This window comes from Marinicella gelatinilytica, from assembly GCF_026410405.1.
In the GTDB taxonomy this organism is placed as follows: domain Bacteria; phylum Pseudomonadota; class Gammaproteobacteria; order Xanthomonadales; family Marinicellaceae; genus Marinicella; species Marinicella gelatinilytica.
Genome location: NZ_JAPMLN010000011.1, coordinates 53,257 through 77,333, shown reverse-complemented (window position 1 = coordinate 77,333; position 24,077 = coordinate 53,257). Strand labels below are relative to the sequence as shown.

Sequence of the window (24,077 nt, the reverse complement as noted above, 5' to 3'; positions counted from 1 at the left end):
AAAACAATCAGCCTTGATTGCCAATAGGTGAGTTTTTAGGTTGTAACGCTATGATTCTTGTAACCAATCATAAGCCGCCTCCATATCAGCAAAATGCTTAACTTCGCCGGAGACGAACCAGCTGCCGACTTTGGCGGCCAGTTTTTGCCATTTTTGGTTGCCGACGATGGCGACTTTTGTGAATTCACCGCGGTATTTCATGCCCAGTTTAAAATCATCCCAGGCAGCGCGTAGTTCCCAGCCGTCCATTTGCCGACCGTCGAAAAGAACCTTAATACGGGGTTCTTCAATGCCGGCGAGAGCGGATTCGATCATCGGAGTGATGATCCGGTAATCTTCATGGGTGAGTTTGCCGATGGCTTTAAACCCGAATATTTCATGTAAGAATGGAATTTAGGGATAAAATGGCAAAATAGATTGTTAAATATCGCTTCAAGCATAGTTATTCATATGTTGTAAGCGATTTTATGCAAGATATGAAGCCATTTTTTTCATAAAACCATTCAGGTACAAACTGAAATTTCTCAGAACTACCCAAAGCCTCTGATGTGTCTTCTAATATGGGTTTTTTACCGGTTACATGAAAAATTCGGGTTTAGCGTTAGTAAAAACGTGTTGTTATATTGTTCGATACCAATGGCTAAACCGTGTCGTTCAGCAGTCATGGCGCATTCCTCGTTAAAAATCTTATCTTAGCAGGTAAACTTTAAAAAAATGTAAATGATACAGCTACGAAATTTAGCTGATTTTTAGTTGTGCTTACACTTAATTTGCTCAACAAATTTCGCTTCATGGCCGATTCAGCCATACAGGCTATAATTATCTTATTAGAAATCTAAGGAGATAACCTATGAAAACAATCTTTATGATGGTAATTATTTCGATTCTTTTGATGTTTTCTAATTCGAGTTTTGCTGAGAACTCAGATAAAGCACACATGGTGATGGTTGATTTATCACCCAATAAGCCGGTACAGAAACTGTTTCCACTTACTGTACTGTCCGTTGATGGTGAACCTATTATGCACAAAGATAACACCATCATGTTAGAAGTTGGTGAACATACCTTAACGTTTGCTGCCAATATTGATTTTAACTATTTATCTTCAAATGATAAAATTTTGAGAACTCAAATCAATCAGCGCAAATACAGTGACACTTTAGCGTTAAATGTAGAGGCGGGTAAAACCTATCAATTGGCATTCGACGCCAGACCTGTCAAGGTAGAGGATTGGAAGCCCATTGTATTAGGCGTTTCTGAAAAATAAATTCGAAACATAAAAAAACCGGCCACAATGGGCCGGTTTTTTTGGTACCGTCGAATGAATTATTTTATACCGCGTTTCTTTTTGATTTCTTCCATGCGTTTTTGGCTTTCCATGTGTTCTTCTAATCGATAAGCAAGCGGTGATTTCATTATTTTTAAAGGCTGCCATTGTTCGCCTTCGATTAAATTACCGCCAAGATCCATTTTTTCCCACTGTGAATTGGCGACGTAGTAAATAGAATCATCAGCTATGGTGCCGTTGCCTAATGTGACAAAAGCCTCATGGGAAGCTTCTAAGGGAAAACTCATTTTAATGGCCAGGTCTTGAGCCAAATCAAAACGCATTAAACGTGCCGGAGAAATCCCGCTTTGGATACCGATTAAATCACCATCCACATAAAACAAATCATTGATGCCGGTAAAAAAGCGTTCACCTTGTGGATCCAAGGTTCCGATTTTGGAAGTACTGGTATCAACAATAAACAATCCTTTTTCAAAATCAGCGACATATAAGTAACTGTCATCTGCATTAGATGTGATGGCTTTGACCGCAGAAAGCCCGGGTATTGCAATCACTTTTACCGGCTGTTCACTGTTCGGGTTTAGCTGATAGATGGTTTGATCAAAAACATTGAGAAAATATAAGATGCCTTTTTGACCAACATGCAATGCCGATAATAACTGGGGTGTTTCAATGTTTTTAAATTCATACCGTTTAATTAGTTCACCATCACTCAAGCGATAATGACTCATCATGGCAGCGCCCATGTTTTGTTCGCTGAAACCGTTGTATTGTGGCATCGCTGCTGAAGCAACCCACAGCGACTTATTATCCTGAGATAACACCATGTCCACGGCACCCCAGGGTCCTTTTTCAGCGTTGGCATCCGTGATAAAGGAGCTCAACTTACCTTGTTGATTGATTTGATAAATTTCGCCGCTGCGAATACTGGCCAATAAAAATCGCTGATTATTTTTATCATAAACAATGTTTTCAAATAGCATACCTGAAAAACTGTCATCGACCGTGGCCACCACTTTGCCTTCACCATAATGTGCGGCATTATCCGCCATACCATCGACAATGTAGTCATAGACTTTGGTGCCTTGAATATTGGTAAAAGCATCAACTTCATCCACCTCATAACTTAAACCGGCATTTTGTAGTTTAACCAAGGCATTATAGGCACCGGTTTTATCATCCATCAGGGCGTAGGCTTTGGCCAGCTGATACTGAAATTGGGGGTTATTCGGTTGTAAGGCTGCCAAGCGTTGCCACACCATCAGATGACGTTTGAGTTCATCTTTTTTTAAAGTACCTTCAGCTACTTGTAATAATTGCGGGATGTGATTGGCACGCATGACTTCTTGTTGGAACGTTTTATCGGCTTCGGACAGCTGGTTTTTATCCAAAGCTTGTGCTGTGACTAATTGAGAGAGCAATAACAAGCTCACTAACATTAAATTTTTCATTATTAATTTTTGTTTTATCATGGGCATAGTCTGACCGTTTCGGTTGTGATAGGTTCAAATGAAAGAATGCTCTTGGGACTTAATTCACTTTTGCTATAGTTAAATGTATATGTCAGAAAAGTGAAAGCAGCCACGACGAGCATATCATATTATCTCGCGCTCTTCGCCTCTGATTCGCTTCGCTCACAGCCTTAACGGACATTAGTCATGCTTCTTCGCCTCAGCGTGCCTACTTTTGGAACCTTCGGCAAAACCGCAAGACTGCATTTACTGGCCTAACCGGCTTGGCGGGTCAAGCTGCTTCGCAGTTTTCCGCAGGCATTTTAACAAACATTCGTGTTTATCCTCGAGGTAACTGCTAAAATGGCTGTTTTTTTTGTATTTCTCAAAACCCATGCAATTAAAGAACGATTTATATTTACGGGCGCTGCGCCGTGAACCAACGGAACGCACCCCGGTGTGGCTAATGCGTCAAGCCGGACGCTATTTACCTGAATACCGTGAAGTTCGCGCCAAAGCCGGTGATTTTATGACCTTAGCCGGGACACCCGAAATGGCCTGTGAAGTGACCATTCAACCCTTGGAACGGTTTCCACTGGATGCGGCGATTATCTTTTCGGATATTTTAACCATTCCTGATGCCATGGGTTTGGGTTTACACTTTGTGCAGGGAGAAGGCCCACGGTTTACTGATCCAATCACCGATGCCGCTCAAATTGCGCAATTGCCGGTTCCGGATGCCGAAGATTTACAATACGTGATGGACGCCATTAGTTTGACGGTGAAAACCTTAGACGGCCGAGTACCGTTGATTGGTTTTGCCGGTAGTCCCTGGACTTTATTCACCTACATGATTGAAAATGGTGGCAGCAAGACGTTTGCTAAGTCAAAAGCCATGCTTTACAAAAACCCAGAAGCAGCTCATCAGTTACTGGATAAACTGGCTCAATCAACTGTTAAATACTTAATTGGCCAAATCCAAAGTGGTGCATCTGCCGTTCAAATTTTTGACAGTTGGGGTGGCGCGCTGTCTCCGGCTGATTTTAAAACTTTTTCTTTACGTTATATGCAACAAATTGTCGATGGCATTAAAGACGCTGGCTACAGTGACACACCGGTGGTGCTATTTAGCAAAGGCGCCAATCAAAGTCTCACCGCTTTGTCAGAAACCGGTTGTCATGGTTTAGGTGTTGATTGGACCATTAATTTAGATGATGCTTTGAAATTAACCGGTGGTCAGGTTGCCCTTCAGGGTAATTTAGATCCGGCCACATTGTATGCCCCTGACGATCACATTGATCAAGCGGTTAAACAGATTTTGGACAGTTATGGCAACCAACCCGGTCACATCTTTAATCTCGGACACGGCATGCAGCCGGATATGCAACCTGAAAAAGTGGCGGTACTGGTTGATGCCGTCAGGCGTCATTCACAACGCTAATGTCTGTTTTTCTTTGCAACCTCAGCGACTTAGTTGAAGACAAGTGGATGACTTTTACGGCAGCCGATGGTGATGAAGAGGATACCTATATGGTCAAAAAACAAGGTGAAAGCATCTATGTCTATCGTAACTTTTGTCCCCATCAGGGTCGACGTTTAGATTACGCACCGGGTGAGTTTTTGGAAACGCCGGATAAACAAGTGGTGTGTCCCGCGCATGGCGCCACCTTTAAAACCGAAGATGGCTTTTGTACCGGCGGACCGTGTGCCGGCGATTCTTTAAAAGCCATTGCAGTGACCACACGCGACAACAAACTGTATATTGATGCTAACTAAAGACACCTTCGCGCTATTGTTCCGCTATGGTTTGGTGGGTGTGCTGGCCACCGTGGTTCACTTCAGTGTCGGTTATTTCATGCATGAAATCATCGGCTTGACGCCATTTAATGCCCATGCTTTGGGATTTGTTGGTGGTTTATTCACAGCTTATCTGGGGCATTATCACTTTTCTTTCAAAGACACCGGTGATCACAAAAATCGCTTTCCAAAATTTGTGGTGTCTTCATTAATAACGTTTTGCCTGCATCAAGGCGGTGTATTACTGTTGGTTAATTATTGGCAACTTGATTATTCTTTTCAAGCCCTGCCATTGCTGCTGGTAACCGTGCCTTTGGCCAGTTTTTTAATGGCTCGGTTTTGGGTGTTTGGGGATCGATAAAATTGATATCAAAAGGCACCAGTTCAGCATCTTTTGGTAACTTCTCCAAGTCATCATCCGTTAAAAAATAAAAGGCTTTCATAAATCAATCACTGTTTGAAAACCTTCATTCTAATCACAACTTATGACTTAAATAGGGCGTTTTTAGGATGTTATATGATGGCTGTTTTTGGCAGCAATTTAGCGTCTAAACACATAAACAAGGAAGCCAAACTTACAAGACAAAATAACCGATAATCTGGACTTAGCCGATTATCGGTTTTTAACAATGTAGCTGTTTTTTCTATTGAGTCAGCCTTCGATATTACTCTTTTGGTGTTAACTGAGCCTGATAACGGGGTTCGCTATGACGTTTAAGATCATAGGTTAATACCTTCGATTCAGGGTCATAAGACAGCATCCAAACGTTGGTTGAAGCCTCCGGAATTAATTCAGCGGTTTCTTTATCGGCTTCAAAATATTGTTGAAATGCACTACCGGCTTGATTCGCCCAGCCGCCATAATTGGTGACTTCATCCGGGGTGCCATCGGGGTTGCGATGATCATGTTTCAGTAATAGGCCTTTATCGGATTTTGTGATTACCCAGGTTCTGGAGTGGTCTTCGCCCACAGCAAACTTAATGCGGATTTCAGCATCACTGCAATCGGCGAAATCAGCCACCAGTTTTTTGCCGGCAAAATCATGATCAGGATCATCGGGGTAGGTGCTGGCACCTTCAAAAACTTCTCCGCACAGATTTTTCATGTTATTAAAAAACCCGTCATGGGCGCTTTCTTTACCGACTTCACCAGCCTGGGCGGTAAAAATAAGTGACAGTGAACTTAAGGTTATTAATGAAAGACTACGAAACTTATACATTATTTATCTCCTGGTGGGTTAACCACCTCTTTATAGCAAAAACAATCGGTGGTGTGGTCATTGACCAATCCGGTGGCTTGCATCAGCGCATAACAAATGGTGCTTCCGACAAATTTAAAGCCGCGTTTTTTTAAATCTTGGCTTAAAGCATCGGATTCGCGGGTGGTTACCGGTACTTGCGAGGCCATAGACCACTGATTAATTATCGGCTTGCCGTTAACAAACCGCCAGATATAATCATTAAAGCAACCGAATTCTTTACGCACTTGAATAAAAGCTTGGGCATTGGTTACTGCAGAGGCGATTTTTAATCGATTTCTGACAATCGCCGGATTGTCTTTTAATCTGGCTTGATCGGATTCGCTAAACTCAGCCACCTGGTTAAAATCAAAATCAGCAAAGGCCTGACGATATCCTTCACGCTTATGTAAAATGGTGGACCAACTTAAGCCGGCTTGGGCGCCTTCTAACAATACAAACTCAAACCATTTTTTATCGTCATAAACAGGGTGTCCCCATTCATGATCGTGGTAATCCTGCTCTAATTGACTGGCATTTTCTGCCCACTGACAACGTGTTTTCATGGTCATATTGTAACCAACCAACAACAAAAAGGTGAATCTTTCAGGTATCAACAAAAACGCCGCTAAATAGCGGCGTTTTTGTTGAATCGAGTGATTAATTTAGTCGGTGGTATTTTCCGACTGTTTATCCATCTTGCCTTTCTTATATTGACGTTTGTGCTTCATTTTTTTATGGCGTTTTTGCATGCGCTGTTGTTTTTCTGCTTTCATTTCTTGCCATTGCTGCATTTGCTCTTCGCTAAGAATGTCAGCCAATTTATCGTGGGTTTCGGTTTTCACTTGTTCACGGGCATCGGCCATACGTTTATGATGGTCAGCCATCAATGTTTCAACTTCGGTGCGTTGCTGTTCTGTGAGGTTCAGTTCATCGAACATGGCTTTGCCGCGTTCTGCGCTGGCCATACCGGCGAATAGTAAAAGGCTTAAACTTAATAGTACTAATTTTTTCATGGTTAATCTCCTGTTGGTTTAAAGTCATTTTAACCAATAATCGTGCAAAAATTATGAACCTTTAATTTTATTTGGGTACAAATTGATAACCAAGGCCATATATTGACTGAATATAATCATAATCATCCAGTGATTTTAGTTTTTTGCGTATTTTTTTAATATGACTGTCAATGGTGCGATCGGAAATAATGCGGTAATCCTGGTAAGCCAGATCCATCAACTGATCACGAGTCAAAACTTGACCGGCATGTTGATAGAGTACTTTTAACAGATTAAATTCCACCACCGTTAGTTGCAATGATTGCTGATTAATTTCCACCGAAATCTGGGACTTATTTAAAACAAAATCACCTCTGATTTGTTGCGGATTATTGCGTCGTAACTGAACCTGTACTCTGGCAACCAACTCCCGAGGGCTATAAGGTTTACATACATAATCATCAGCACCAATTTTTAAACCCAATAATCGGTCAATTTCACTGATTTTTGCAGTGGTAATAATAATCGGAACTTCTGAAAATTCACGGATGGCTTTGGTTAGCGATATACCATCTTCTCCGGGCAGCATTAAATCCATCAGTACCACGTCAGGCTGATGTGTTTTAACCCAAGGGATTACTTCGCTGCCATCTTCTATGATGGTGGTCAAAAAATCAGCTTTTCTTAAATATTGTGCCATTAATTCAGCCAAAGCCGGTTCATCTTCAACAATTAAAATATGCTTATTCATGGTATTTATTTATGGCGGGTAAGCTAACTGTTATTTTTAAGCCACCCAAGGATGAATCTGAGGCGTGAATTGTACCTTGGTGTGCCTTGACAATATTTTTTGCAATGGCCAAACCAATCCCAAAGCCGCCAAGACTTTTATTTCTGGCGGTATCGGGGCGAAACAGGCGTTCAAATAATTGCTCATGATATTGTGAGTCCACGCCCGGTGCACTGTCTTCAATATTGATAATGGCTTGTTGCTTGTCTGTTTTCAAACTGACTTTAATAACGCCACCTGTATCAGTATAACGCAATGTATTGTTAATTAAATTAGTCAATAATTGCTGTAGTCGCAATGCATCACCCGATATGAAAACCTGTTCTTTTACTGTTATTTGTAGTGTTAATTCAGCCTTGTTTATTTTTGATGAAAATACACTTATCAGGTCTGTTAATAATTGACTTAAATTGATGTCTTGCATTTTATATTGCATGGCACCCAATTCTGTACCGGCTAAATCTTGAATATCATTAATTAACAACGATAACGTCATGACCTGTTGGTGCAATTGGTTGAGCTGTTTTTCATCGGCTTCTTGAATACCATCTTGTAAGGCTTCAATTTGTGCCTGCAGTACCGCCACGGGTGTTCTGAGCTCATGAGAAACATCGGTAAAAAATGTCCGTTGGTTTTCTGTGTTGGCTTGTAATGTTTGACTGAGGTGATTGATATTATCCGATAATCGTCCCAATTCATCACCGCGATTAATGTTAATTCGATGACCGTATTGACCTTGGCTGAGTTTTTTTACGTGGTTATTTAACTCCCGTATAGGTCGGGTAAAATAAATAGAAATCGGCCAACTGAGTAATAAGGTAAATAACAACGCAACACCAAACAACAGCAAAAACCACTTTTGCATGTTCTGATTGAATTTTTTATCCAGATGATTATTGATTGCTTGTCTATCAGGTATGCGTAAATACCCAACCGTTTGACCTTTGACTTCAATGGCCAACAAATTAAACGGCTTATGGGTTGGTGCCTGCCGACCTGTGACAAGAATTTTATCGGCAGTCAAAAGGGCATGGTATTTAAACATTTTCCAACGGCGTTGATGTCGGTGATTTTCATCGGTATGATCGGTTTTCTCAATAAGGCTGCTTATGAGAAGATCTTGCCACAAAACACGGTCTGTTTTAAACGCCTGCCAATGACCATTTTGTTGATAATAATCGGACAGTTGTGCAACCATATTTTGATTGATGTCGTCGTATAGTGACTGTTTATAACGACTAAAACCACGGTCAAAACCCAGAGAAACTGCAAGCACCAACAATAAAGCCATGCTTAATGTCATGCTCAGTAATAACAAAAATGTTTTGGTTCTAATTGATTTTATCGCCATAGCGATATCATGACATAACAATAAGGAAGAAAAAAGAATCCGGATAGGTTTTGGAATTTATGCTGAGCAGCACGGTCTGGCCAGTGGGTTAGGCCGTGAGCGTAAGTCTCAGGAACACAACTTTTACTTGCCGATGCAAAAACTGGAGAAAATTTCGCCCAATAAATCATCCGATGTGAATTCACCGGTAATGGCATTGAGGCTATTTTGGGCGAGCCGTAATTCTTCGGCCGCCAATTCACCCACATAATTTTTCAGATGTTGCTCTGCGTAATTAACGTGTTGCTGTGTCATATTCAATTGTTCAATATGACGTTGCCGTGCGGTAAAACTGTTTTCATTGATATCACCACCCTTAACACTGTCTACAATGCGTTGTTTTAAGCTCTCTATACCGTCGCCTGTTTTGGCGGACAACCATAAATCCGGCGATAATCTTTCATTATCCGGATGTAATTGATCAATTTTATTAATCACACTCAGTTCTGACTCATCGGTTTTTACGATTTCAGAGATTTTTTCACTGCCGTCATAAACGGTTAGTATCACATCACAACTGGCTTGAATGGCACGGGCTTTTTCAATGCCTTGTTGTTCAATTGGATTATCACTTTCTCTGATGCCGGCGGTGTCCACTAATCGCACCGGAATACCATGAATTAAGACATCGGCTTTGATGACATCTCGGGTGGTGCCGGCAATATCAGAAGTAATGGCGGTGTCTTCTTCGGTCAGGGCATTGAGTAAGGATGATTTGCCGACATTGGGGGCGCCGATAATGGCAATACTGATGCCTTTATTTAACACCACGCCGGATCGGCTTTTTTGGCGTAATTTCTCAATACTAAGTTTTAATTCAGTTAATTGTTGATGAAGTTGTTGGTCTGCCAGAAAATCAATTTCTTCTTCAGGAAAATCAATGGCGGATTCTAACCAAACCCGAATTTCAATTAATTGCGCTAAAATGGCATTCACCTGTTTGGAGAAGTCACCTTGCAAAGACCGCTGTGATGCGAATACAGCTTGTTCAGAACCGCCGGCAATCAAATCTGCAATGGCTTCTGCTTGTAACAAATCAATCTTGTTATTCAAGAAAGCCCGTTCAGAAAATTCACCCGGCCGTGCCATGCGGGCACCTAAACGAATCACTTCTGCCAGTAACATGTGCATCACCACATGACCGCCGTGGGCTTGTATTTCCACCACATCTTCACCGGTGAAGGAGGCGGGATTGGGGAAAAACAGCAATAAGCCGGTATCAATCAGCTGCTTATCAGCATGGTAAAAATGCCTAAAATGAGCGTATCGCGGCTGGAATGACGCGTTGTGAGATAATTTTTTCGCAATATCAAAAGCATCCGAACCCGATATTCGAATGATGCCGACACCACCGGTGCCCGGCGCTGTGGCGATGGCGGCGATGGTGTCGTTATGTGATGCCATAATTATTTTTCGTCGGTTGTGTCTTTACTTTTTTTCGTCATAACCGGCTTATTGTCATCTTGGGCGTCTATACGGCGCGTAATGACCCACTGTTGTGCCAATGACAACACTGAGTTAAGTGCCCAATACAACACCAAACCAGCTTGGAAGAAAGCAAACATCACTGAAAATGCAATCGGCATAAATTTCATGATTTTTTGTTGCATCGGATCCATACCCGGTGTCGGTGATAAGCGTTGGGTCATGACCATGGCGGCGGCATTGATCGCCGGCAAGATAAAGTAGGGATCGGGACTGGATAAATCCTGTATCCATAAAATAAAGGGTGCCTGACGTAACTCCACTGACTCAAGTAATACCCAATACAAGGCAATAAACACCGGAATCTGTATTAATATAGGCAAACAACCGCCCAAAGGATTCACTTTTTCCTTTTGATACAAGGCCATCATTTCCTGATTAAATTTCGGCTTATCGTCTTTATATCGCTCTTTTAACGTGGTAATCCGCGGTTGTAATTTACGCATCCTTGCCATCGATTTATACTGCGCTTCAGACAACTTGAAAAATACAAGTTTGATTAAAATGGTTAATAACACAATGGCCCAACCCCAATTACCAACAAAGCCATGAATCTTTTCCAGTAACCAGAACAAGGGTTTGGATATGGCGGTAAACACACCATAATCGACCGTTAAATCTAAACCTTTGGCAATGGCCGGTAATTCGTCTTGTAATTTTGGCCCCACAAACCATGTGGAATTAAAGACTTCACTGGTGTCTTGAGCGATGTTTTTTGCCGGTGTTATATAACGTATTAGATAGGGGTACTGGCTCCCGGCGGTATATTGTGTTTGAACACTAACCTGACTGGCTTCAGGGACAATACCGGTAAAAAAGTAATGCTGTACCATAGCAATCCAAGCACCCGGTCCCATGGTTTTGTTAATTTTTTCTTCTTCTAAATCGCTAAAATCAAGGGTTTCGTAGCCATTTTCAGTGTCAAAATATCCGGCACCTTTAAATGAATAACGACCCGGGTTGGTGAATGAGGTGGAGACATTTTCCCAAGGGTTGTTGCGTTTTATTTGTTGATAATCACTTAAACTTATGGATTGCCCGGTTTGGTTGGTGACGCGCTGACTAACTTTAATGGCATAACTATCTGGGCTTATTTGATAGGTTTTAGTTAGGGTGGCACCATCTTTACGACTGGTGAATACCAAATCAACCGGTTGTTCTGAAACCGACAGAGCGGCCTGTTCAGTGGTGAAAATATCTTTATGGGTAAAATTAATTTGTGAACCTACTAAACCTGATTCAGCACGGTAGGGTTGATTTCTATAGTCCATCAAAATGACATTTTTCGCTTCATTTTTTTTCAATGGATATTGTTTTAATTCCGCGTACACCAGCGCCCCACCTTCTGCGGAGAATTCCAATTTTAGCAAAGGTGTTTCGACTCGGCTTATAACATCTGTGGTGGCTGCCGGACTGTTATTAACTTGCGGTGTTTCAGTTTGACTGACCGCAGCAGTTGGTTGTGGAATATCCGCATCGTTTGATGCCATCGGAGTTTCATTGGGTAATTGTGGAGTATCTTGGTTTTGCTCATGGGTGGTTTGTACAGTGGTTGTACTTTCATTTGGTTGGGCATAATCTTTTTGCCATTGAACATATAACAAAAACCCTAAAAACATCATGATAATGAGGTAAATATTTTTTTGATTATTCATCACTTACTCTTAAATCCGCTGCCATAAATGTTGTAAACTTTCAAACACTTGCTGGTTTGTTATTTGATTAACCGAAGGCTTTGCTATCACCACATAATCTGCTGATTTGAGCGATTTTAGTCGTCGAAATGATTCTCTCACGAGTCGTTTAATTCGGTTTCTATCCACAGCTTTAGGTGCTGCTTTTTTACTGATAATCAAACCCAATCTCGCCGGTTGGTCTGGTTTAGTCCAGTGAACCAATAATGTAAAATGAGGGGAGTGAATTTTTTTGGATTGATTAAAAACCCGACCATACTCCGGTCGGGTTCTGATTTTTTGGTGTTTTGTTAAACGTTGCAAGGCACACCCTTTAATGTAAAGCCTTTTATTCTGACCCAGATGAAGTCAGATGGCTTAATGTTATGCAGCCAGTCTTTTTCTGCCTTTAGCACGTCGTGCATTAATCACAGCACGGCCACCACGGGTTTTCATGCGTGCTCTGAAACCATGGGTTCTGGCACGTTTAGTGTTGCTTGGTTGGTATGTTCTTTTCATTTTATTTCACCTAAATTATCTTACTTTGAGTACATCACGTACTTGACACTGCACAGCCGAATAGACAAGTCAATTTATCTAGCAGCTAAAAAGGCCGGCAAGTTTAAAGCTTTTTGTCTTGATTTTCAAGCCATTTAAAGCTTTATTTAACAGGTCTTTCACTGCATTTTACCAAGTGTCGCTAAAATAAAGTGAAGTCCAATAAAATATCAATTTTAACCCAATCTTGCTATACTTAGCAGGCTAAACGCGCCTTATTTTTTATTTCTTTTTTTATTTAATAATTAAACCATGTGGGAAAATTGTCTTAAGCGGTTGGAAACTGTTTTACCTAAAGATCAAGTGACTTTATGGATTAGGCCGCTGGATGCCACCATCATGGAAAACACTGTTATTTTAGAAGCATCTAATGATATAGTTCTCAATAAGATTAAAGACCAATTCCTCACTTATATTAAAGCTGTCTTAAAGGAAATATCTGGTCAAAATATGGATGTTGAATTGGCATTAAAAAAAGTTATTAGTGAACAACCCACTCAACAAACCAATCAAAAACCCAAAAAAACAGCACTTAAAATTAACGATCATTTAGATCCCCGTTTTACTTTTCAAAATTTCATTGAAGGTCGCTCAAACACCATCGCTTTAGCGGCATCACTTCAAACCGCGACAGCTTCCCGTGTTGAAGAAAACAACCCTTTACTGATTTATGGCAGTACCGGTTTAGGCAAAACACATTTGCTGCATGCCATCGGTAATGAAATCAAAAAAAGCAATCCCAAGGAAGTGGTTTGTTATTTGCATTCAGAAATTTATGTCAATCAAATGGTGAAAGCCATTCAACAAAAATCCATGGATGCCTTTAAGCAGAAATATCGCTCTGTGACTGCATTATTAATCGACGATATTCAGTTCTTTGCACGCAAAGAACGCTCTCAAGAAGAATTTTTCCATACTTTTAATTATTTATTAGAAGGTCAAAAAAGGGTTATTATTACCTGTGACCGCTACCCAAAAGAAGTCAATGGATTGGAATCTCGGCTTAAATCTCGCTTGGGATGGGGTATATCTGTTCCCATTGATCCACCTGATTATGAAACCAGGGTTGCCATTTTGAAAGAAAAAGCGGCTCTTATTAAAGTTGATATTTGTGATGAAGTGGCCCACTTTATTGCGAAACAATTAAATTCCAATATCAGAGAGCTGGAAGGGGCTTTGAGCACTTTAAAGGCCAATGCCAATTTCACCCGTAAAAAAATTGATTTACAATACACCAAACAAATTTTAAAAGAATTATTCAAAGTTAACCATCAGATTGTTTCTGTTGAAAATATACAAAAATCAACAGCACAGTATTACAATGTAAAACTATCTGAACTTTTAGGCAAAAGCAGGAAACGCTCCATTGTCAGACCAAGACAAATGGCGATGTTTCTGAGTAAAGAATTAACCGATAAAAGTTACCCTGAAATTGGGGAGTTATTTGGTGGTCGTGATCACACCACAGTTTTACATGCATACCGTAAAATGAATGATTTATTAAACCAAGAATCAGAACTATCTGAAGATCGGCAAAAGATTGTGAATATACTCATTGAATAAGTTGTTAACAAGCTGTGGATAAGCTGAGTATAACTTTTTCAAGCCATTTTTAAGCACAGGTTATCCACAGGTTATAAAGATTAATTAGTAATTTTAAATCTATATTAATCAATAACTTAGAAAGGTTAATCAGTAAGTTATTCACTATAATAATAACTATTTTTATATATTATACTATGTTATTTAAAATACAAAGAGAGCAGTTATTGGCACCGTTAAATCAGATTTGTGGTGTTGTTGAAAAGAAAGGCACATTACCCATACTGAGTCATGTTCTTTTTTCAATTAATGAAGATGAGTTACGGTTGACCACCAGTGATTTAGAAGTCGAAATGAACAGCTTCACCAGCGTAGATACTGAGTTTCAGGGAGAAATGACTTTACCGGCTCAAAAATTACTGGAAATTTGTAAATCATTACCTGATGGTTCTATTATGGAATTCAGTCTTGACGACAATCACTGCGTTATTAAATCGGGAGACAGCCGATTTAGTTTAAGCACATTGCCGGCCAATGACTACCCTCTACTAGAGGATGTTGAGACATTCGAAACAGTCACCATTCATAGCACGCATTTATCACGAATGCTCAAACAAACAATTTTTTGTATGGCGAGTCATGACGTTCGCTATTTTCTTAATGGTTTGTTATTTGAAATTCTTAATGACAAAATTCGTTGCGTGTCTGCAGACGGTCACCGATTGGCACTATCAGAAACTGATTATGTTAATCAGGCAGGTATCAGTAAACAAATTTTAATTCCGCGCAAAGGTGTGATGGAATTGAATAAAATGATTCGTGATGTCGATCAAGACATTGCCATTCATTTAGGGAAAAATCATGTCAGTATTGAGGTGGAAGGCACTCAGATGACATCAAAATTGATAGATGGTAAATTTCCTGACTATCAAACAGTTATCCCATTAGACATGGAAAATGATTTTATTGCCGATAAAGTCCAGCTTGAAAGGGCATTACGGCGGGTTGCTATTTTATCCAATGAACAATACAAAGGTGTTAAATTTAAAATCTCAACCAATCACTTGCAAATTCTCGGTCATAACCCTGATCAAGAACAAGCCGAAGATTCCATTGAAGTGCAAACCAGTATTACTGACATGGAGACCGCGTTTAATGTTGGTTACTTATTAGATGCCATAAATGTTATTGAGAGCGATCAAGTTCAGTTTAGTTTTAAAGACCCGTTATCCAGCTGTTTAATTAAACACCCTGATCGACTGGATTGTCGTCTTGTTGTTATGCCGTTGCGTATTTAGTTTGTGTTTCTTAGCAGACTTTTGCTTGAAAATTTTCGCTGCTATGCCGCGTTAAATCAGACATTCAATACACCCATATCGATTATTGATGGCGACAATGGCAGTGGTAAAACGGCTCTTATTGAAGCCATCTACTGGCAATCGACAGGACGATCTTTCCGTCACCATAAAAGCAAACAGTTGATTCAGCATGAACAAAATCAATTGTCAGTTTTTAGTGAGTATATTTCTTCCGATAATGGACAATCGCATAAACTGGGTGTTGGTTATACCCGTGATAATAAAAAAACCATAAAGCTCAATAACCAACAAATAAAAAGCCAAACTGACATTGCCCAGCATTTTCCGGTTGTTAGTATTGATCCAAATGCCTTTCTATGGATTGATCATGCGCCTGGATTTCGAAGGTCTTATTTAGATTGGTTGGTGTTTCACGTGGAACCAAATTATTTGCCCATTTGGAAGAAAACCCAAAAAATCCAGCAACACTTGAATAAACTACTTAAAAATGGGGGCTTGGATGAGTTGCCATTATGGCAAGAAAAATATAGCCAGTTAGCGGAACAAACCCATCAATACCGGTCGGCGGTTGTTGCTAGGATTGAACAAAAGTTTAAACAACTGGCTCAATATTTTTTACCTCATGTAAATGGGTTGACCATTTCATATAACAAAGGTTGGTCAAGTTCTGATTTGTTTGCAGAATTAATTCAAAAACAAAACATTCATTTAAAACAGGGGTTTGTTGGTTTGGGTGTCAATAAAGCTGATTTGATTTGTTTAAACAATAATAAATCCGCGCATGTGATTTTATCCAGAGGCCAAAAGAAATTATTAGCCATCATTATGTATCTTGTTTATATTGAAATATATGAAGATAAAAACAATAAGTCACCTGTTATTTGTATCGATGATATTGATTCAGAATTAGACGCACACGCTTTAGCACTTCTGGCTAAATACATACAAAATAAACAACGACAAATTTTTATCACGACCGTTAATGCATATTCAATCAAACCATATTTCAACGAAAGTGAAACGTTCCACGTGAAACAAGATAATTCCAATCATGCGGTTTTAAGCTAACAAAGCAATCCTATTTAAACTGAGAAGCCATCATGAGACGGCCTCGTTAATGGTTCTTATTAATGGTATAATTGTCTTTTTATTTAGGTGTTGACAAAAATGTCAGAAAAGTACGACTCGTCGAATATTAAAGTACTTAAGGGGCTGGATGCGGTACGTAAAAGACCCGGTATGTATATTGGAGATACCGATGATGGAACAGGGCTTCATCATATGGTTTTTGAGGTGGTTGATAACTCAATCGATGAAGCTTTAGCGGGTCATTGTGATACCATTGAAGTGGAAATTAAATCTGATGGATCGATTGTGGTGTCTGATAATGGACGCGGCATTCCAACAGACATCCATGAAGAAGGAAAATCAGCTGCGGAAGTCATTATGACCGTACTTCATGCCGGTGGTAAGTTTGATGACAACTCTTATAAGGTTTCAGGTGGTCTTCACGGTGTGGGTGTTTCCGTGGTCAATGCCTTAAGTGAACGCTTAGACTTAGAAATTAGACGTAATGGTAAAATATATCAACAAGTTTACCGAATGGGTGTTCCCGATACTGACTTAAATGTAGTGGGTGATACCGATGAAACTGGCACGAAAATAACCTTTAAACCATCCAAAGATATATTTACGGATGTTGATTATCATTTTGATATTTTGGCAAAACGTCTACGTGAATTGTCATTCTTAAATTCAGGGGTGCGGATTGTTCTTAAGGATGAACGCGAAGCCATTGAAAAAGTATTTGAATATGAAGGTGGTATTGCATCCTTTGTTAATCATTTAGCGGAAAGTAAAACACCACTTCATGAAACTGTTATCCATTTCATTAGAGAACAAGAGGATGGGACTTCTGTGGAAGTTGCCATGCAATGGACAGATTCCTACCGTGAGTCGGTATTTTGTTTTACCAATAACATTCCGCAAAAGGATGGTGGTACGCATTTAGCAGGGTTTCGTGGCGCTTTAACCCGAACCATGAATAATTTCATTAACGAAGGTGCTAAGAAAAAAATATCCTTACAAGGTGATGATTGTCGCGAAGGTTTGATAGCCGTTATTTCCGTTAAATCACCGGATCCTAAGTTCTCCTCACAAACCAAAGATAAGTTGGTTTCATCTGAAATTAAAGCGGTTGTTGAAAGTACGGTTGGCGAACAATTAAGCGACTTTTTGTTGGAAAATCCACAAGAAGCTAAAGTCTTAATGGAAAAGGTTTTAGATGCTTCCAGAGCCAGAGAAGCAGCGCGTAAAGCCCGAGACATGACACGACGCAAGGATGCCCTGGATATTGCCGGTTTACCCGGTAAATTAGCCGATTGTCAGGAAAAAGATCCGGTCTTTTCAGAAATATTCCTGGTGGAGGGTGATTCTGCCGGAGGTTCAGCTAAACAAGGCCGAAACCGCAAAAATCAGGCGATTCTGCCACTGAAAGGAAAAATCCTGAATGTCGAAAAAGCCCGTTTTGATAAGATGTTATCTTCTGTTGAAGTGGGTACACTAATCACAGCATTAGGTTGTGGTATTGGTCCGCAAGAATTTGATGCTGATAAGTTACGCTATCATAAAATCATTATTATGACGGATGCTGACGTGGATGGCTCACACATACGAACATTATTGTTAACGTTCTTTTACCGACAAACACCGGAATTAATTGAACGCGGCCATGTTTATATTGGTCAACCACCTTTATACAAAGTCAAAAAAGGTAAACAAGAACACTATATGAAAGATGATGATGAGATGAACGAATATTTATTAAATCGTTCGCTTGATAATATTGAGCTTTATCATCATCAAGATCAAGCACCCATTAAGGACGATGTCTTGTATCGTTTGGTTAAAGAGCAAACTGAGGTTAGATTAATCACGGAAAAATTGTCTTTAGTTTACGATGACAAAGTCATTAACGAGCTCATGAATTTACCTCGACTGAGGACCAGCCAAGAAGCACCGAGTCAAGAATGGATTGACAAGGCTGTGACCTTATTAAATCGAGATAATCGCATTGGTATTGAATGGACTGTGCATCACAATGAACAAGATAAAACCATCGTTTTAGTTAAAAACAGTAACGGTTTAATTGAGGAAACCGTATTGACTGATTTGTTCTTCAAGTCCAAAGATTACAATAAAATGATGTCAGTGGCTGAACAAAACCAAGATTTAATCAGTCAGGATGCTTATTTATTGAAAGAAGATCAGAAAATTCCAGTCAATAGCCTCAATGAGGTACTTAACTATTTACTCAGTACAGCCAAAAAAGGTTTAACCATCAGCCGCTTTAAAGGTTTGGGTGAAATGAACCCAAGTCAATTATGGGAAACCACCATGGATCCGGAAACGCGCCGATTACTTCAAGTTACCATAGAAGATGCGGTCGCTGCGGATAAAGTGTTTTCAACTTTAATGGGTGATGTGGTTGAACCGCGTCGTGAATTTATTGAAAAAAATGCACTTAATGCAGGTAATTTAGATGTCTAATATGAATCAAGCAGTTAAAGAAAGAATTGAAAATTTAATTGAATCACACAAAGTATTTTTATTTATGAAAGGCAACCCGCAAACCCCCATGTGTGGTTTCTCGGGTAATACCATTAAAATAATGAAGAGTTTAGTGGGAAACGATTTTGCCTCATTTAATGTTCTTGAAGATAATGAAATTCGAGAAGGCATTAAAGTTTTTAGTGATTGGCCGACCATTCCACAACTCTATATTGACCAAGAATTTGTGGGTGGTAATGACATTATTTCTGAAATGTTCAACACCGGTGAATTACATGAATTATTGAATTTAGAAAAACCCGACAGAACCCCTCCGACAATGAAGGTCAGTGATGAAGCACTGTCTCACATTAAAGAAGGCATGAAAGATGTGGGTAATAATAAATTGTTTTTATCGATTGATGATGAATTTAATACCCGTTTTAGTTTAGATACTCCAAAAGGCTATGAAGTGGTGTCTAAAGTGGGTGATTTGGATATTTACATGGATATTGGAACAGCTGAACGAGCGCAAAATATCGAAATAACCTGGATAGAAGAGTTACAAGGTTCCGGGTTGCGAATCAAAAACCCAAATGAACCACCTGCTGTCGAAGAACTTAGTGTCGCTGAATTACAAGATTGGTTTGACACGGACACCACAGCTAATCCATATATATTTGATGTGAGACCTGAAGACAAAATTGCTGAAGGTACCGTTCCAACTGCACAAAGACTTGATAAAGAGGCCATAGAGAAAATTGAATCCATGGATAAATCCACACCATTGGTGTTTCTTTGTCAGGTTGGTCAATCATCCATGGCAGCTGCTGAATACTTTCGTAAAAAAGGTTTTACCAAAGTGTTTAATTTAACCGGTGGTTACAACGCCTGGAATGACTAAACAATTCACTGCAAAGCATGTCTTAAAGCGCCTGTTCATGGGCGCTTTTTTTATAGCTGTTATATTTTCATATCTTAACCATTTAACAAACCAGTCAAACATCACTCGGCTTTACGACAATAAGGAAAGTGGCGCCATGGTTGAATTTAAAGCTGAGGTGCTACGATCATTATCGGATGATACCATAGGTAGCCGCCACCAACGTTTCATTGTCAAACACGAGGATATAACGGTATTGGTATCGCATAATATTGATTTATCACATAGAGTTCCTGTAAAGAAAGGCGATATCGTGACAATATATGGTCAGTATGAATGGAATAACCAAGGAGGCGTGGTTCACTGGACCCATGATGATCCACAAGGGCGACATGAAAATGGTTGGATTAAATTAAACGGAGAAAGCTATGGTGGGGTATATTAATATTAAATAAAATTAATGTAAAATATATCAATAAAAACCTTGCCTATTACCGGCAGATAATTTATCATTTCGCACCTTGATGAGGTTCCCCTTATCTCCTAATTCAATTCTTGAATGGGTCGTTAGCTCAGCTGGTAGAGCAGTGGACTTTTAATCCATTGGTCATAGGTTCAAATCCTATACGACCCACCATTTTTTAAATACTTCTTAACTTTAAATAATTTCAATCAATTAGTTTGATTTGGTTAAAATATAACCAAAATACATAGGGTATAATTTTACACTGTGAATCAAATAAAAATCTATAAAATCAATGATTTAAAAAAAACCAGAGAAAAAGTAAAGGCTTTAAATTAAATTGCTGTGGGTAAAGCCTTGAATAAAGTATTTTTAAACAATCTCAGGGCATAAAAAAACCACTGATAGACAGTGGTTTTTTTAATCAGATAAAATTAAAATTATTTTTTAACGCCTTCAACAGAAACTGTTAAATAGAGCTTTTCAGCATCCGGTCCCAAACTGCGTTTAATTTTATAATCACTTAAATTAATTTCAGTGGTGGCTTCATAACCGCGTCGGTGACCGCCCCAAGGATCATCACCGGCTCCGACAAATTCCACATCCAAGTTAACTTCATTGGTGACACCATTAATGGTTAAATTACCTGTCATGGTGCCATGACCGTCAGAAGTGGGTGTAAAGGAAGTACTGACAAATTTTGCGGTGGGATGAGCTGCTACATTTAAAAAGTCATCACTGCGTAAATGCTTATCGCGTTCAGCGTGATTAGAATTTACACTGTTAGTTTGCACGGTCATTTCAATGGATGCTTTTTCCGGTGCATTTTCATCGTAAGAAAATGAACCATCAAAGGTATCAAAACGTCCGTATAACCAGCTGAATCCTAAATGCTGGATTTTAAACTGCACAAAAGCATGTGAGCCTTTAATATCCAAATCATAATCAGCGGATTGTGCCAAAGGTGTTAATGCAAAAAGTAGCAAGATAAATAATTTTTTCATGTTGTCTCCAAATTATAAGATTCTTTTTAGGGTGTCATCTTTGTCGATGAAGTGATGTTTGACAGCACCGATGACGTGAAGTGCCACAAATACCATTAATATATAGGCACCATACTCATGAACCCAACCCATAGTATCCACCACAGGTCCTGAAAACTGCGTAAAAGCGGGAAGATTAATGGATTTAAACAATATTTTAGATTGTCCGTCTGCAGTCATCATTAAATAACCTGTGATAACCAAAGTTACCACAAAAACGTAAAATAAAAATTGTGTCAGTTGCGAGAGTATGCGTTCAAAAGGTTTGACCGGTGGTGGAAGTTTTTTTTGGGTACCGGTCAACAGCCGAATAATTTTAATGAACCAAACAAACATAAGCGCCATGCCAAAAGCGTAGTGTAATTCCGGCAGTCGATTGTACCAGGGACTGTAATAATCCAGTTCAACCATATACCAGCCGCTGATAAACATAAAGAAAATCAACAGGGCACTCAGCCAGTGAATAATTCGGGTTGTTAGGGTGTATTTCTGCATGGCTTTCTCCTGCTGTATGCGTGATTTATGTGTTTTTCAGACGATGATATTACCAATCAAATTCCGCCACCACAGGCGTATGATCAGATGGACGTTCATTTTTTCTGGGTTCAACATCGATATAAGCGGCTTGTAACGTTTCACTGAGTTCATCAGCGGCTAAAATTAAATCAATGCGTAACCCCATACCTCTTGCGAATTTGTTCATGCGGTAGTCCCACCAGCTATAAAAACCACCTTCGTCGTGTAACAGCCGAAAGGTATCTTGAAAACCCAGGTTTAAAATAGCTGAAAGTGCGTTACGTTCTTCTGTGGTACAAAGAATTTTCTCATGCCAATATTCGGGATCATGTACATCACGGTCATCGGGAGCGATATTAAAATCACCTAAAACAATCACGTTTTGGAATTCATCAAGCTGTTGATTCAAGAAATCGGTTACTTTTTCTAGCCAATTTAATTTATAAGCAAATTTTTCAGTGCCCGGTGCTTGACCGTTAACCACATAGAGATTAACAACACGTATGTCTTCGATGGTGGCTGCAATGATGCGACGCTGCGGATCATCAAGACCATCAATATCAGTGATAATATCTTGAGGCTTATTTTTAGCAATAATTGCCACACCGTTATAGGTTTTTTGACCGGAAAACACCACCTGATAACCGGCTTCGGTGATGCCTGCAATTGGAAACACATCGTCAGTTAGTTTAGTTTCCTGTAATGCCAAAACATCAGGTTGTTCTTGTTGTAACCATTCGAGTACCTGAGGCAAACGGACTTTAAGGGAGTTAACATTCCAACTGGCAATTTTCATATAAGAATTTATTGATTTACGTTAAATAGATAATTATAGTCAAAAGCGAACCATCATTCAGCCAATTTACAATAATCACATAACAATTTAACGTGCCATCCTTTAAAATGAGTTTAATTTTAAACAAGTCATCGATTTATGCAGAGTATTGAGTGGATGCAATCATGTTGCGAATTATAGGGATTGATCCGGGATCACGGTTCACGGGTGTGGGTATTATTGATGCCCATAAACAACAAATAAAACACATTCACCATGAAACCATCCGTTGTGGTACCGGTGATTTTCCGGAACGCTTAGGGCTTATTTTTAGTGGTATTAATGACATAATTAAACAATACAATCCCCATGAGATGGCCATAGAAACAGTTTTTATGGCCAAAAATGCTCAATCCGCTATAAAATTAGGGCAGGCACGTGGCGCAGCCATTTGTGCCACCTATGCGCATTCTGTTAAAGTCCACGAGTATGCGCCCAAAGCCATTAAACAAGCAGTGGTCGGAAAGGGAGGTGCAGCCAAAACTCAAGTTCAATACATGGTTGGCTTATTACTTAATTTACAACAAAAAATTCAAGAAGATGCCGCTGATGGCTTGGCTGTGGCCATTTGTCATGCCAATAATCGCTGGACACAGGAACATATTATTGCCGGTCGAACCGGTCATTGGAGAAAATTGTGATTGGACATATTCAAGGGCAATTAATACACACAGAACCACCGGCTCATTTGATTGTTGATGTGCGAGGAATTGGTTATGAAATAGAGGTGCCCACATCTGTTTTTTTTGAATTGCCGGAATTACGTAAAGACATCCATTTAATTATTCATCATTTGGTTAGAGAAGATGCCTCAATCCTGTATGGCTTTCGCAGTTTTTCACAGCGTCAACTGTTTAGAACCTTACTTAAAGTCAATGGTATCGGCGCAAAATCTGCGCTGGCTGTGTTATCCACCATGAGTTCGGCTGAATTTAGTCGAGTAATTAATGATCAAGACATCTCAGCAATCACCCAGGTACCAGGCATTGGTAAAAAAACAGCGCAACGCTTAATGATTGAAATGAAAGACAAAGTTAACTTCAGTGAGTTATCCGATGTAACTAAAGGCGCACAGCCGGCCCGATTGGGGGTACAAGGAGAAGCCGTTAGTGCTTTACAATCACTGGGTTTTAAACCCCAAGATGCCCGACAAATCGTTAATAAAATTTATAAAGAAAACAAAGATTTAGCCGTTGAAGAGATTATTCGTATGAGCCTAAAACAACAAGGAGGACAGTGATTTATGAATGCTGAATTTGAAT

Annotated in this window: 26 protein-coding genes and 1 tRNA gene; 13 read left to right on the top strand and 14 right to left on the bottom strand. The window is 39.6% G+C overall.

The features are described from left to right. Window positions 1-48: 48 nt before the first annotated feature. On the bottom strand, window positions 49-375 hold the full coding sequence (locus OS173_RS08570; protein WP_267183887.1) for a SpoIIAA family protein: 327 nt from the start codon (window positions 373-375) through the stop codon (window positions 49-51). Window positions 376-850: 475 nt separating this feature from the next. Between OS173_RS08570 and OS173_RS08565 the strand changes: the two genes are divergently transcribed. Beyond that, window positions 851-1,267: a hypothetical protein gene (locus OS173_RS08565; protein ID WP_267183863.1), complete on the top strand. Its 417-nt coding sequence runs from the start codon at window positions 851-853 to the stop codon at window positions 1,265-1,267. Window positions 1,268-1,326: 59 nt separating this feature from the next. On the opposite strand, the gene OS173_RS08560 is transcribed toward OS173_RS08565, so the two are convergent. Then, window positions 1,327-2,739, bottom strand: a complete 1,413-nt coding sequence (locus OS173_RS08560) for an NHL repeat-containing protein (protein WP_267183862.1) — start codon at window positions 2,737-2,739, stop codon at window positions 1,327-1,329. Between the two features lie 394 nt (window positions 2,740-3,133). Between OS173_RS08560 and hemE the strand changes: the two genes are divergently transcribed. The 3 genes from hemE to OS173_RS08545 are packed head-to-tail and all read left to right on the top strand — an operon-like array spanning window position 3,134 to window position 4,897. Beyond that, the gene (gene hemE, locus OS173_RS08555; RefSeq protein WP_267183861.1) at window positions 3,134-4,180 is read left to right on the top strand and encodes a uroporphyrinogen decarboxylase; all 1,047 of its coding nucleotides are present in this window, start codon (window positions 3,134-3,136) and stop codon (window positions 4,178-4,180) included. Then, window positions 4,180-4,515 (top strand): Rieske (2Fe-2S) protein, encoded by a 336-nt coding sequence (locus OS173_RS08550; protein ID WP_267183860.1) that lies wholly within the window; start codon window positions 4,180-4,182, stop codon window positions 4,513-4,515. The genes hemE and OS173_RS08550 overlap by 1 nt, the downstream gene beginning before the upstream one ends. Continuing rightward, window positions 4,505-4,897 (top strand): GtrA family protein, encoded by a 393-nt coding sequence (locus tag OS173_RS08545; protein WP_267183859.1) that lies wholly within the window; start codon window positions 4,505-4,507, stop codon window positions 4,895-4,897. Before OS173_RS08550 ends, OS173_RS08545 begins: the two co-directional genes overlap by 11 nt. A gap of 304 nt (window positions 4,898-5,201) precedes the next feature. On the opposite strand, the gene OS173_RS08540 is transcribed toward OS173_RS08545, so the two are convergent. The 9 genes from OS173_RS08540 to rpmH form a co-directional block, all read right to left on the bottom strand. Then, window positions 5,202-5,756, bottom strand: a complete 555-nt coding sequence (locus OS173_RS08540; protein ID WP_267183858.1) for a hypothetical protein — start codon at window positions 5,754-5,756, stop codon at window positions 5,202-5,204. Beyond that, entirely contained in the window at window positions 5,756-6,340 is a 585-nt protein-coding gene (locus tag OS173_RS08535) for a DNA-3-methyladenine glycosylase I (RefSeq protein ID WP_267183857.1), read from the bottom strand. Before OS173_RS08535 ends, OS173_RS08540 begins: the two co-directional genes overlap by 1 nt. A 99-nt stretch (window positions 6,341-6,439) precedes the next feature. Further along, window positions 6,440-6,790 carry a hypothetical protein gene (locus tag OS173_RS08530; RefSeq protein ID WP_267183856.1) on the bottom strand — a complete coding sequence of 117 codons (351 nt, stop codon included), beginning with the start codon at window positions 6,788-6,790 and terminating at the stop codon, window positions 6,440-6,442. A 67-nt stretch (window positions 6,791-6,857) separates the two neighbouring features. Further along, the gene (locus OS173_RS08525; RefSeq protein ID WP_267183855.1) at window positions 6,858-7,520 is read right to left on the bottom strand and encodes a response regulator; all 663 of its coding nucleotides are present in this window, start codon (window positions 7,518-7,520) and stop codon (window positions 6,858-6,860) included. After that, window positions 7,513-8,862 carry an ATP-binding protein gene (locus OS173_RS08520; protein ID WP_267183854.1) on the bottom strand — a complete coding sequence of 450 codons (1,350 nt, stop codon included), beginning with the start codon at window positions 8,860-8,862 and terminating at the stop codon, window positions 7,513-7,515. The genes OS173_RS08525 and OS173_RS08520 overlap by 8 nt, the downstream gene beginning before the upstream one ends. Before the next feature lie 171 nt (window positions 8,863-9,033). Beyond that, entirely contained in the window at window positions 9,034-10,353 is a 1,320-nt protein-coding gene (gene mnmE / locus OS173_RS08515; RefSeq protein WP_267183853.1) for a tRNA uridine-5-carboxymethylaminomethyl(34) synthesis GTPase MnmE, read from the bottom strand. A gap of 2 nt (window positions 10,354-10,355) precedes the next feature. Continuing rightward, window positions 10,356-12,089, bottom strand: coding sequence for a membrane protein insertase YidC (gene yidC, locus OS173_RS08510; RefSeq protein WP_267183852.1), 1,734 nt, complete (start codon window positions 12,087-12,089; stop codon window positions 10,356-10,358). A gap of 9 nt (window positions 12,090-12,098) precedes the next feature. Beyond that, window positions 12,099-12,431, bottom strand: coding sequence for a ribonuclease P protein component (rnpA, locus tag OS173_RS08505; RefSeq protein ID WP_267183851.1), 333 nt, complete (start codon window positions 12,429-12,431; stop codon window positions 12,099-12,101). A 60-nt stretch (window positions 12,432-12,491) separates the two neighbouring features. After that, window positions 12,492-12,626 carry a 50S ribosomal protein L34 gene (rpmH, locus tag OS173_RS08500; protein ID WP_267183850.1) on the bottom strand — a complete coding sequence of 45 codons (135 nt, stop codon included), beginning with the start codon at window positions 12,624-12,626 and terminating at the stop codon, window positions 12,492-12,494. A 291-nt stretch (window positions 12,627-12,917) separates the two neighbouring features. Between rpmH and dnaA the strand changes: the two genes are divergently transcribed. The 7 genes from dnaA (at window position 12,918) to OS173_RS08465 (ending at window position 20,595) form a co-directional block, all read left to right on the top strand. Next, complete coding sequence (gene dnaA / locus OS173_RS08495) at window positions 12,918-14,228, top strand: chromosomal replication initiator protein DnaA (protein ID WP_267183849.1); 1,311 nt, start codon at window positions 12,918-12,920, stop codon at window positions 14,226-14,228. A gap of 176 nt (window positions 14,229-14,404) precedes the next feature. Continuing rightward, window positions 14,405-15,505, top strand: coding sequence for a DNA polymerase III subunit beta (dnaN, locus tag OS173_RS08490; protein ID WP_267183848.1), 1,101 nt, complete (start codon window positions 14,405-14,407; stop codon window positions 15,503-15,505). Between the two features lie 3 nt (window positions 15,506-15,508). Further along, window positions 15,509-16,594, top strand: a complete 1,086-nt coding sequence (gene recF, locus OS173_RS08485) for a DNA replication/repair protein RecF (protein WP_267183847.1) — start codon at window positions 15,509-15,511, stop codon at window positions 16,592-16,594. A gap of 99 nt (window positions 16,595-16,693) precedes the next feature. Beyond that, on the top strand, window positions 16,694-19,075 hold the full coding sequence (gene gyrB / locus OS173_RS08480; protein ID WP_267183846.1) for a DNA topoisomerase (ATP-hydrolyzing) subunit B: 2,382 nt from the start codon (window positions 16,694-16,696) through the stop codon (window positions 19,073-19,075). Next, complete coding sequence (grxD, locus tag OS173_RS08475; RefSeq protein WP_267183845.1) at window positions 19,068-19,979, top strand: Grx4 family monothiol glutaredoxin; 912 nt, start codon at window positions 19,068-19,070, stop codon at window positions 19,977-19,979. The genes gyrB and grxD overlap by 8 nt, the downstream gene beginning before the upstream one ends. Next, entirely contained in the window at window positions 19,972-20,403 is a 432-nt protein-coding gene (locus OS173_RS08470) for a DUF3465 domain-containing protein (RefSeq protein ID WP_267183844.1), read from the top strand. Before grxD ends, OS173_RS08470 begins: the two co-directional genes overlap by 8 nt. 116 nt (window positions 20,404-20,519) lie before the next feature. Further along, a tRNA-Lys gene (locus OS173_RS08465) sits at window positions 20,520-20,595 on the top strand. Window positions 20,596-20,861: 266 nt separating this feature from the next. Here the strand turns inward: OS173_RS08465 and OS173_RS08460 are convergent. The 3 genes from OS173_RS08460 to xth are packed head-to-tail and all read right to left on the bottom strand — an operon-like array spanning window position 20,862 to window position 22,776. Then, complete coding sequence (locus tag OS173_RS08460) at window positions 20,862-21,425, bottom strand: YceI family protein (RefSeq protein WP_267183843.1); 564 nt, start codon at window positions 21,423-21,425, stop codon at window positions 20,862-20,864. A 12-nt stretch (window positions 21,426-21,437) separates the two neighbouring features. Beyond that, window positions 21,438-21,959: a cytochrome b gene (locus OS173_RS08455; protein WP_267183842.1), complete on the bottom strand. Its 522-nt coding sequence runs from the start codon at window positions 21,957-21,959 to the stop codon at window positions 21,438-21,440. A gap of 49 nt (window positions 21,960-22,008) precedes the next feature. Beyond that, window positions 22,009-22,776, bottom strand: a complete 768-nt coding sequence (gene xth / locus OS173_RS08450; RefSeq protein ID WP_267183841.1) for an exodeoxyribonuclease III — start codon at window positions 22,774-22,776, stop codon at window positions 22,009-22,011. A 164-nt stretch (window positions 22,777-22,940) separates the two neighbouring features. On the opposite strand from xth, the gene ruvC reads away from it, so the two are divergent. Next, window positions 22,941-23,456 (top strand): crossover junction endodeoxyribonuclease RuvC, encoded by a 516-nt coding sequence (gene ruvC, locus OS173_RS08445; protein ID WP_267183840.1) that lies wholly within the window; start codon window positions 22,941-22,943, stop codon window positions 23,454-23,456. Continuing rightward, window positions 23,453-24,055: a Holliday junction branch migration protein RuvA gene (gene ruvA, locus OS173_RS08440; RefSeq protein WP_267183839.1), complete on the top strand. Its 603-nt coding sequence runs from the start codon at window positions 23,453-23,455 to the stop codon at window positions 24,053-24,055. The genes ruvC and ruvA overlap by 4 nt, the downstream gene beginning before the upstream one ends. Window positions 24,056-24,077: the final 22 nt, after the last annotated feature.